The organism is Cellulomonas gelida (assembly GCF_006538725.1).
Classification (GTDB): Bacteria; Actinomycetota; Actinomycetes; order Actinomycetales; family Cellulomonadaceae; genus Cellulomonas; species Cellulomonas gelida.
The window spans coordinates 21,727-31,273 of record NZ_BJLQ01000040.1 but is presented as its reverse complement, the minus strand read 5'-3'; the positions used below and the strand labels follow the sequence as shown (position 1 = coordinate 31,273).

The window sequence follows — 9,547 nt, the reverse complement described above, 5'->3', positions numbered from 1 at the left end:
GAGGGACGTTCGTCCCTCGCACGGGCGTGAGGCTGCCCACACGATCGGAGCGGGTGTGCGTGACGTCCCCGGGTCACGAGGTCCGTCCCCGAGCGGTCTCGCGCGCCCGTGTGCGCCCGCGTGCAAGCCTCTGACCTGCGACGACGTGCGTCCGAGTGATACCATCGGCCGGTCGGCGCGTCCGATTGGCGTGCTAAGATAGGCCCCCTGCGAAAGGGGACACCTGCAGATGACTTTCACGGTTGGGGAGACTGTTGTCTACCCGCACCACGGTGCAGCGCTGATCGAAGAGATCAAGACCCGGACCATCCGCGGCGAGGACAAGATCTACCTCAAGCTCAAGGTCGCCCAGGGCGACCTGACCATCGAGGTCCCTGCGGAGAACGTCGACCTGGTGGGTGTTCGTGACGTGGTCGGCCAGGAGGGCCTCGACCGCGTCTTCGAGGTGCTTCGCGCCCCGTACACGGAAGAGCCCACCAACTGGTCGCGCCGGTACAAGGCCAACCTCGAGAAGCTCGCCTCGGGCGACGTGATTCGCGTGGCCGAGGTCGTGCGCGACCTCTCCCGGCGTGATGCGGACCGCGGCCTGTCCGCGGGCGAGAAGCGCATGCTGGCCAAGGCTCGCCAGATCCTCGTCTCGGAGCTCGCGCTCGCGGAGCACACCGAGGAGGAGAAGGCCGAGGCCATCCTCGACGAGGTTCTCGCCTCCTGACGCCTCCCGGCGTCGTGGTGGCGTACGGGTGGTGGATGTGTCCGACCTGACGACGGCCGGCGCGTGAGCGTCGTCGCCGTCCTGACCGCTGCGGGCAGCGGGTCCAGGCTCGGCCATGCGCTGCCGAAGGCTCTCGTCCCTCTCCGGGGCGAGGCGCTCGTCGTGCACGCCGCTCGTCGTCTCCTGGACGCGAGCGGCGCGCACGGACCGTTGCTCGACGAGATCGTGGTGACCGCACCGGCGGAGCACCTCGACGCGTTCGTCGTCGCGCTCGCCGCGACACCGACCGAGGGCCCTGGGACGCCGTCCCCGGGTCCTCGTGTGCGTGTGGTCGCGGGCGGTGCGACGCGGCAGGCGTCGGTCGCGGCCGGGCTCGCGGCACTCGGTGCGCACCTCGACGCCGGCACGACGGTCCTGGTGCACGACGCCGCGCGGCCGTTCGCGCCCGCCGAGCTCGTCGCGCGCGTCGTGGCCGCCGTCGCGGCGGGGCACGAGGCGGTGGTGCCGGGGCTTCCCGTGACGGACACGGTCAAGCGCGTCGGGCCGGCCGACGCGGGGGGAGCCGAGCCGGTGCGCGCGACGGTCGAGCGCGCGGACCTACGGGCGGTGCAGACGCCGCAGGGCTTCACGCTGGGGCTGCTGCGGCGCGCGCACGACGAGGCCGCGCGGCACGCGCACGACGAGTCCCTCGCCGCGACCGACGACGCCGGCCTCGTCGAACGGCTCGGCCACGCCGTCTGGGTGGTGGCCGGCGACGAGCGCGCCGCCAAGATCACGACCGCACGTGACCTGCGGGTCGCCGAGCTCCTGGGGGACGCATGACGCACGAGGCTCCCGTCCCGTCGAGGCCCGCGTACCCGCTGCCGCGCACGGGCGTCGGCGTGGACGTGCACGCGTACGACGAGGACCCCGCGCCCGACGCGGTGCTGCACCTGGCGGGGCTCGCGTGGCCCGGGGAGCGGCCGCTCGCGGGCCACTCCGACGCCGACGTCGCCGCGCACGCCGCAGCCGACGCCCTGCTCTCGGCGGCCGGCCTGGGCGACCTGGGCTCCAACTTCGGCACTGCCGAGCCGCAGTGGGCCGGTGCCGCGGGTGCGACGCTGCTCGCCGAGGCGGCGCGGCGCGTGCGGGCCGCGGGCTTCGAGATCGGGAACGTCGCGGTGCAGGTCGTCGGGAACCGGCCGCGCGTGGGTCAGCGGCGGGCCGAGGCCGAGGCCGTGCTCTCGTCGGCGGCCGGTGGGCCGGTGACGATCTCGGCGACGACGTCGGACGGGCTCGGGCTGACCGGGCGGGGCGAGGGCGTGGCGGCGATCGCCACGGCGCTCGTCGTGCCGGTGACCCCCGTGCCCGACGCGAGCGGCACGACGGGCTGAGGCCGCCGCCGCGCGGTGCTGCCCAGCAGGACGCCCGCGACCACGAGCGCACCCCAGCCGAGCTCCGCGAGCGACGTGCGCTCGCGCAGGATCAGCCACGACGAGCCGATGCCGACCACCGGCACGAGCATCGAGAACGGCGCGACGACGCCCGCGGGGTACCGGGACATGAGCGACGTCCACAGGCCCGAGCCCGCGAGCGTCCCGACCAGGACGGTGAACGCGAGCGCGCCGAGCGCGGTCCAGCCCGTCGGCGTGGCCAGGCCGGTGAACGACGCGCGGATGCGCGCGGGGCCCTCGAGCGTCAGCGAGAGCGCGAGCAGCGGGAGCGGCGGTATCACCGACATCCACAGCATGAGGCGCAGCGGCTCACCCGGTGCGGCCTGCATCGCGCGCCGGTTGCCGAGGTTGCCCATCGCCCAGCCCAGGCCGCCGCACAGCGTGAGCAGCACCGGGACGAGCGTGGCGCCACCGTTCAGCCCGGCCCGGTGCACGGCGATCCCCGCGAGCCCGACGACCGCGACGAGCACGCCGAGCGCCTGGCGCCCGGACACGTGCTCGCGCAGCAGCGCGGCGGCGAGGACCACCGTGAACGGCGCCGACGACTGCAGGACGAGCGAGGCCAGGCCCGTCGGCATCCCGGAGTCGATGGCCGAGTAGAGGAACACGAACTGCAGCACGCCGAAGCCCGCGCCGTAGAGCAGCACCCAGCGCCACGGCGCGCTCGGGCGCGGCACGAGCAGGAGCGTGGGGACCGCGAGGAGCGAGAAGCGCAGGGCCACCGCGAGGAACGGCGGGAACTGCTCGAGCGTCAGGTGGATCGCCGGGAAGTTCAGGCCCCAGGTCACGGCGACGACGACGGCGAGGAGACGGTCGCGCAGGGTCATGGCCACGAGCGTGCGGCAGGCTGATCATTCACGACAAGCGCATTGTCGTGAACGGACGTTGTAGCGTTGCTGCATGGATGCACGCGCCCTGCAGACGCTGCGCGCCGTGGGCACGCAGGGCGGCGTGACCGCGGCGGCGCGCGTGCTGCACCTGACGCCCTCGGCGGTCTCGCAGCAGGTGCACCAGCTGGAGCGGGCCGTGGGCGTGCCGCTCACCGAGCGCGTGGGCCGCGGCGTGCGCCTCACCGCCGCGGGAACGGCGCTCAGCGAGGCGGCGGTGGACGTCGCGGTCGCGCTCGAGCGTGCCGGGGCCGCGGTCGACCGGCTTCGTGAGCGACCCGGCGGGACCGTGCGCGTGAGCGCGTTCGCGAGCGGTGCGCAGCTGCTGCTCCCGGGTCTCCTGGAGCGCGTGCGCGCGCTGCCCGACGTGCGCGTGGAGTGCTCTGACGACGACGTCCCGCAGGCGCAGTTCGTCGCCCTGACGGACGAGATCGACGTCGTCGTGGCGCACCGGCCCGACGGGTCTCCGGGCTGGGGCGGCGGGGTGGTGGTGCGGCACCTGCTGCGTGAGCCGCTCGACGTCGCGCTCGCCCCCGACCACCCCCTCGCCGCTCGCCGCAGCGACGGGCCCAGCAACGAGCACGACGACGAGTACAGCAACGCGCACGGCATCGAGCCGCGGGACCTGGTGGACGAGGACTGGGTGGCGGTGCGTGCGGGGTTCCCCGTGGCCCACGTGCTCGCCGCGATCGGCGCGCGGGCCGGGGCCGAGCCGCGGGTCCGGCACCGGATCAACGACTTCCACGTGGCGGCCGCGCTGGTCGGCGCCGGCCACGGCATCTCGCTGCTGCCGCGCTACACCTTCGGGGCGGACCCGCGCGTGCGGCTCCTCCCGCTCGCCGGGGTGCGCGCGGGACGGCTCGTCGAGGCGTTGGTGCGCCGGGACAAGGCCGAGCGGCTCGTCGTGCAGCGCGTGCTGGCCGAGCTCGAGGCGCTCGCGGCGCAGATCACCACTCCCGCGCGCCCGGCACCGGCCGAGGGGTGAGCGCTCAGGGCAGCAGGACGAGCTTGCCGCGGGCGTGGCCCGTCCGGCTGTCGGCGTGGGCCTGCGCGACGTCCTCGAGCGGGTAGGTGCGCGCGACGTGGACGTCGAGCGTCCCGTCGCCCGCGAGCTCGACGAGCTGCGCGCGGGCCGCGTCGCGCACCGCGGTGCCCGGGTCGGCCCCCGGGCCGCCACCGAGCGCCTGGATGCCGAGCTCGCCCGCGCGCCGGAAGCCCGCGATCGTCGCGATCCGTGAGCGGTCGGTGACCAGCGCGACGGAGGTGTCGAGCGCCTCGTCGGAGCCGACCGTGTCGATCGCGACCGTCACGGGTGCGCCCAGCTCGGACGCGGCGGCCTCGACGCGCTCGAGCAGGCCCTCGCCGTACGCGACGGGGACGGCGCCCAGCGTGCGCAGGTCGTCGTGCGTGTCGGGCGACGCGGTCGCGATCACGCGCGCGCCGCGGAGCTCGGCGAGCTGGACCACCATGCGGCCGACGGAGCCGGACCCGCCGTGCACGAGGACGACGTCCTGCGGCCCGGTGCGCGTCGCGGTCAGGGTGTGCACCGCGGTGGTCCCGGCGACCAGCAGACCGGCGGCCTGCGGCCAGCCGAGCTCGGCGGGCTTGCGAACGGTCGCCTGCTCGGGGACGACGAGCCTGCGCGCGTACCCGCCGCGCACCGGCCACGCCACGACCTCGTCGCCCACCGCGAGCCAGCGCACGTTGGGGCCGACGGCCGTCACGACCCCGGCGACCTCGATGCCCAGTCGCAGGGGCAGGCGTTGCGGGTCCGCGCCAGGCCCGCCCGCGTACATCTTCCAGTCGATCGGGTTGACGGCGGCGGCCCGGACGTCGAGGAGGACCTCCCCGGGCCCCGGCTCGCCGGGGTCCACGTCGATCACGCGCAGGGAGTCGGGTCCGCCGTAGGAGATCGCCACGACGGCGGTGCTGGTGTGCGACACGCCGATCAGAGTGCACCCGTGGGCCGTGCACGGCCAGGGCCGTTCCGCGGTGGGCGCGCTGAAACGGTTCTCATCACCCTCACGGGTGACACGTGTCAGGGGCGTGGGCCGAAGACGCGCGTGAGGTAGTCGTTGTCGAACACGCCCGTCGGGTCGGCCTGGGCGCGGACGCGCTGCGCGTCGGCGAACCGTGGGTACAGCTCGGCGAGGCGGGACGCGTCGAGCCCGTGTAGCTTGCCCCAGTGCGGGCGTCCGGCGTGCTCGGCGACGATCCGCTCGACGGCGGCGAAGTAGCGCTCGTGCGGCAGCCGCCAGTACTGGTGCACGGCCACGTACGCGGTGTCGCGGCCGTGCGCGGTCGAGAGCCACAGGTCGTCGGCTGCCGCGAACCGGATCTCGGCCGGGAACGGCAGGCGCTCGCCCGACGACTCGATCCACCGGTCGATCTCCGCGAGCACGTCGAGCAGGGCCTCGCGCGGGACGGCGTACTCCATCTCGCGGAACCGCACGCGCCGCGGCGAGGCGAACACCTCCGGCGACCGCGCGACGTAGCTGCGGGCGGACAGGCTGCGCGCGGCGATCGCGTTGACGCGGCGCGTGACCCGGGGAACCGCGGTGACCAGGCGGTTGGTCGCCTCGAACACGGTGTTGGACAGCAGCTCGTCGTCCACCCAGCGCCGCAGGGGGTTCAGGCCGGCGCCCGCCTCGACCCGGTTGTTGCGCTTGGTCAGCGCGCGGCGCGTGTGGGGGAACCAGTAGAACTCGAAGTGGTCGTTGCCCTCGACGAGCCCGTCCGGGCCGTCGAGCTGCTCGAGCACCGCGTCGAGCGGCCACGGCTCCTCGACGGCCTCGAGCAGGAACGCGGGGACGGCCTCGAGCGTGACCGCCGCGAGCACGCCCGCGCTGCCCAGGCCGAGGCGCGCGAGCTCGAACAGCTCGGGCTCCTGCGTGGGCGATGTCTCGACGACCTCGCCGGACGCGGTCACCAGGCGGGCCCCGACGACCTGCGTCGCCAGGCCGCCGAGCCGCGCGCCCGTACCGTGCGTGCCCGTGGAGATCGCACCCGCGATCGACTGCCGGTCGATGTCGCCCAGGTTGCGCAGCGCGAGACCGAGGGCGGCGAGCACGCCGTTGAGCGCGGCCAGGCGGATGCCTGCGCCCACCGTGACGAGCGCGGTGCCGTCGGGGCGGCGGTGCACGTCCTCGAGGGTGTCGATCGCGTCGAGGCTGAGCTGCACGCCGTCGGTCACGGCCGCGGGCGTGAACGAGTGGCCGGCGCCGACCGCGCGCACCGTCAGGCCCTGCGCCGCGGCGTCGGCGACGCTCGCAGCGAGCTCGGGCACGTCGCGCGGCCGGTCGAACCGGACAGGGGATGACGAAGCGGTGCGCGCCCAGTTCACCCAGCGCGTCGCGTCTGTCCCGTTCGTCATGGGGACGAGGGTGGGACTGAACACTTGTCCAAGTCAAGCGCAGCGGTCATGCTTGGCTATCGTTGTCGCGGCGGCACTGGTCGCGGGCGGGGGCCCGGGCCCTGACCGGTGCCATGTGAAGGGGACCGCATGAACCGCATGCCGGTGGCCGAGCGGCGCGAGCAGCTCATCGAGGCTGCCATCACCGTGGCGAGCAGGGACGGGATCGAGGCAGCGACCGTGCGCGCGGTCGCCGCCGAGGCGGGCGTCTCCCTCGGGGTGGTGCACTACTGCTTCCAGGACAAGTCCGAGCTCATGCGTGCGATGGCGCACAAGATCACGGCGCAGAACGCGCCCACCGACCTGTCCGAGCTGCCCGACGGCATGTCCACCGAGGACGTGGTCCAGGCCGTCGTCGGCGCGTTCTGGCAGTCGATCTCCACGTCGCGCGGGTCCCAGCTCCTGTCGTACGAACTGACCACCGCCTCGCTGCGGCACGCCGACCTGCGTGAGGTCGCGCTCGAGCAGTACCGCGGGCAGCGGTCCGCCGCGGAGGCCGTGCTCGAGGAGATCGCGCGGGTCGCGGGCGTCGAGTGGGCGCAGCCGGTGCCCGAGCTGGCGCGAGCGATCGTCGCGTTCGTCGACGGGCTCTCGTTGTCCTGGCTCGTCGACGGCGACGACGACGCCGCCCGGGAGTCGATGATCCGCTTCGGCGAGTTCCTCGTGACCCGGACGGTCGCGCACGGCGCCGCGAGCAGCGAGGCGTGAGCGCCCTGCCCGCACGTCGCGCCGGGACCCTGGCCTTCGCGGCCCAGGGCTACGTCCTGACGACGATCCTCGCGAGCCTGCCCGTCGTGCGGGACCGCTACGGCATCAGCGAGGACCAGCTCACCTACGCCGTGCTGGGCGTCCTGCTCGCCGCGGTGGCCGGCTCCGGGCTCGCCGACCTGCTCTCGCGGCGCCCCGGCGGCAGCCGCGTCGCGCTCGCCGCGGGCCTGTTCGGCATCGCCGTGACCCTGCCTCTCGTCGCGCTCGCGCCGGTGTTCCTCGCGGCCGTGGGCGCGTTCGCGCTGTACGGGATCGCGCTCGGCATGGTCGACGCGGGCACCAACATGCAGGGCGTCGCGGTGCAGCGCGCCGCGGGCCGCCCACTCATGGCGAGCTTCCACGCCGGGTGGTCCGCCGGCGCGATCGTCGGGGCGCTCGTCTGCTCCGCGACCGTGATGTGGCTGCCCTACGACCCGGTGATGCTCGTGTTCCTGCCCGGCGTGCTCGTCGCGCTCGGTGCGGGGTGGATCGAGCTGCGCGACGGCCTGCGGACGGACGCGCGTGCCGTCGGGTCCGACGAGCGGCGCGCGGCGGACGGCGAGCACGCGGGCACGGCCCCGGCCGCGCCGATCCCGTGGGGACCCCTGCTCGTGCTGGGCGTCGCGCTGCTCGCGTTCTACGCAGCCGACAACGCGGCGCAGACCTGGGGCTCGCTCTACGTCGACAGCACGCTCGACGCGGCCGCGTGGCTCGGCCCGCTCACGCTCGCGGCCTACCTCGTCACCGCGTTCGTGCCGCGCCTGTTCGGCGACGCGGCCGTGCGCCGGTGGGGCCGCGTGCGCGTCGTGCGGACCGCGTCGCTCGTCGCCGCGGCCGGTCTCGGCGTCGTGGTCGCGGCCCCCGGTGCCGGTGTCGCGCTGGTCGGGTTCGCACTCGCTGGTGCGGGGCTCGGGCTCGGGGCGCCGCTGTGCTTCGCGGCCGCGGGCGCGCTCGACCCCGACAACGCCGACGCGGTCGTCGCGCGGCTCAACGTCTTCAACTACGGCGGCACCTTGCTGGGCGCGGTGCTCGTCGGCGTGGTGAGCGGGTTCTCGTCGCTGCGCGTCGGGTTCCTCATCCCGATCGCGCTCGTGCTCGTCATCACGACGCTGTCCGGGCGGTTCGCGGTGCACGACGACGCCGAGGCGGCCCGCCGTGAGAGAGAGGTGATCGCGTGACGATCGGAGACCGGCTCGACGCCGCGACCGGGCACCTGCCCGCGCCGCTCGCCGTGGTCGACCTGGACGCCCTCGAGGCCAACGCGGCGGACCTCGTCGCGCGCGCCGTCGGCACGCCGGTGCGCGTCGCGAGCAAGTCCGTGCGCGTGCGCGCGGTGCTCGAGACGGTCCTCGCGACGCCCGGGTTCGCGGGCGTCATGGCGTACTCGGTGCGCGAGGCCGTGTGGCTCGCACGGCACGGTGTGGCCGACGTGCTCGTCGGATACCCGTCGGTCGACACGGTCGGGCTCGACGAGCTCGCCGCCGACCCCGTCGCCGCGGCCGCGGTGACGCTCATGGTCGACGACGTCGCGCAGGCGGACCTCGCGGCGAAGGCCGCGGCCGCGCACGGCCGGACCCTGCAGGTCTGCCTCGACGTCGACGCGTCGCTGCGCGTGGGCGTCGGACCGCTGCGCGCGCACCTCGGCGTGCGTCGCTCGCCCGTGCACACGCCCGCCGAGGCGCAGGCGCTCGCGGAGGCGATCGCGCACCGCGACGGCCTCGAGGTGCGGGGCGTCATGTTCTACGAGGCGCAGGTCGCGGGCATGCCCGACTCGAGCGCTGCCGTGCGTGCCGTGAAGCGGCTGTCGATCCGGGATCTCGCGCGCCGTCGTGGGCTCGTCGTCGAGGCGGTCAGCGAGGCCGTCGGCCACCGGCTGACGCTCGTGAACTCCGGCGGCTCGGGCTCGGTCGAGTCGTCGGTCTCCGACCCGACGGTCACCGAGGTCACCGCGGGCTCGGGGCTGTTCGTCCCGACGCTGTTCGACCAGTACCGCTCGTTCGAGCCGCGCCCGGCCGCGTTCTTCGGCCTGGACGTCGTGCGCATCCCCGCGTCGGGGTACGCCACGGCGTTCGGCGGCGGCTACATCGCCTCGGGGCCACCGACCGCGTCACGCCAGCCGCGGCCCGTGTGGCCCGGCGGGCTCACGCTCACGCCGCGCGAGGGTGCGGGTGAGGTCCAGACCCCGCTGCGGGTGCGGGGACGCGCGGACCTGCGCGTCGGCGACCGCGTGTGGTTCCGGCACGCGAAGTCCGGCGAGGTCATGGAGCGGTTCGCCGACGTGCACCTCGTGCGCGGCGAGGCCGTCGAGGCGACGGTCCCGACGTACCGGGGCGAGGGGCGCACGTTCGGCTGAGCC

Annotated in this window: 9 protein-coding genes and 1 pseudogene; 7 read left to right on the top strand and 3 right to left on the bottom strand. The window is 75.0% G+C overall.

Annotated features, from left to right (window positions below):
• Window positions 1-229: 229 nt before the first annotated feature.
• The 3 genes and pseudogenes from CGE01nite_RS14385 to CGE01nite_RS14375 form a co-directional block, all read left to right on the top strand.
• Entirely contained in the window at window positions 230-712 is a 483-nt protein-coding gene (locus tag CGE01nite_RS14385; RefSeq protein ID WP_048341557.1) for a CarD family transcriptional regulator, read from the top strand.
• 63 nt (window positions 713-775) lie between these two features.
• Window positions 776-1,534: a 2-C-methyl-D-erythritol 4-phosphate cytidylyltransferase gene (gene ispD / locus CGE01nite_RS14380; protein WP_141371488.1), complete on the top strand. Its 759-nt coding sequence runs from the start codon at window positions 776-778 to the stop codon at window positions 1,532-1,534.
• Window positions 1,531-1,983: pseudogene (locus CGE01nite_RS14375) on the top strand (2-C-methyl-D-erythritol 2,4-cyclodiphosphate synthase); the annotation flags it as partial. The gene ispD and the pseudogene CGE01nite_RS14375, both read left to right, overlap by 4 nt.
• Here the strand turns inward: CGE01nite_RS14375 and CGE01nite_RS14370 are convergent.
• On the bottom strand, window positions 1,905-2,972 hold the full coding sequence (locus CGE01nite_RS14370) for an EamA family transporter (protein WP_417282009.1): 1,068 nt from the start codon (window positions 2,970-2,972) through the stop codon (window positions 1,905-1,907). The pseudogene CGE01nite_RS14375 and the gene CGE01nite_RS14370 sit on opposite strands and share 79 nt — an antisense overlap.
• Before the next feature lie 73 nt (window positions 2,973-3,045).
• Here CGE01nite_RS14370 and CGE01nite_RS14365 point away from each other — a divergent pair, with 73 nt between their 5' ends.
• Window positions 3,046-4,017 carry a LysR family transcriptional regulator gene (locus CGE01nite_RS14365; protein WP_141371486.1) on the top strand — a complete coding sequence of 324 codons (972 nt, stop codon included), beginning with the start codon at window positions 3,046-3,048 and terminating at the stop codon, window positions 4,015-4,017.
• A gap of 4 nt (window positions 4,018-4,021) precedes the next feature.
• On the opposite strand, the gene CGE01nite_RS14360 is transcribed toward CGE01nite_RS14365, so the two are convergent.
• Entirely contained in the window at window positions 4,022-4,975 is a 954-nt protein-coding gene (locus CGE01nite_RS14360) for an NADP-dependent oxidoreductase (protein ID WP_141371485.1), read from the bottom strand.
• 95 nt (window positions 4,976-5,070) lie between these two features.
• A complete protein-coding gene (locus CGE01nite_RS14355; protein ID WP_141371484.1) occupies window positions 5,071-6,405 on the bottom strand; it encodes a D-arabinono-1,4-lactone oxidase in 1,335 nt (444 codons plus the stop codon).
• Window positions 6,406-6,534: 129 nt separating this feature from the next.
• Between CGE01nite_RS14355 and CGE01nite_RS14350 the strand changes: the two genes are divergently transcribed.
• The 3 genes from CGE01nite_RS14350 to CGE01nite_RS17125 are packed head-to-tail and all read left to right on the top strand — an operon-like array spanning window position 6,535 to window position 9,544.
• Window positions 6,535-7,152, top strand: a complete 618-nt coding sequence (locus CGE01nite_RS14350; RefSeq protein WP_048341552.1) for a TetR/AcrR family transcriptional regulator — start codon at window positions 6,535-6,537, stop codon at window positions 7,150-7,152.
• On the top strand, window positions 7,149-8,369 hold the full coding sequence (locus tag CGE01nite_RS14345) for an MFS transporter (RefSeq protein ID WP_048341551.1): 1,221 nt from the start codon (window positions 7,149-7,151) through the stop codon (window positions 8,367-8,369). Before CGE01nite_RS14350 ends, CGE01nite_RS14345 begins: the two co-directional genes overlap by 4 nt.
• Window positions 8,366-9,544, top strand: coding sequence for an alanine racemase (locus CGE01nite_RS17125; protein WP_141371483.1), 1,179 nt, complete (start codon window positions 8,366-8,368; stop codon window positions 9,542-9,544). Before CGE01nite_RS14345 ends, CGE01nite_RS17125 begins: the two co-directional genes overlap by 4 nt.
• The last annotated feature ends 3 nt before the right edge of the window (window positions 9,545-9,547 follow it).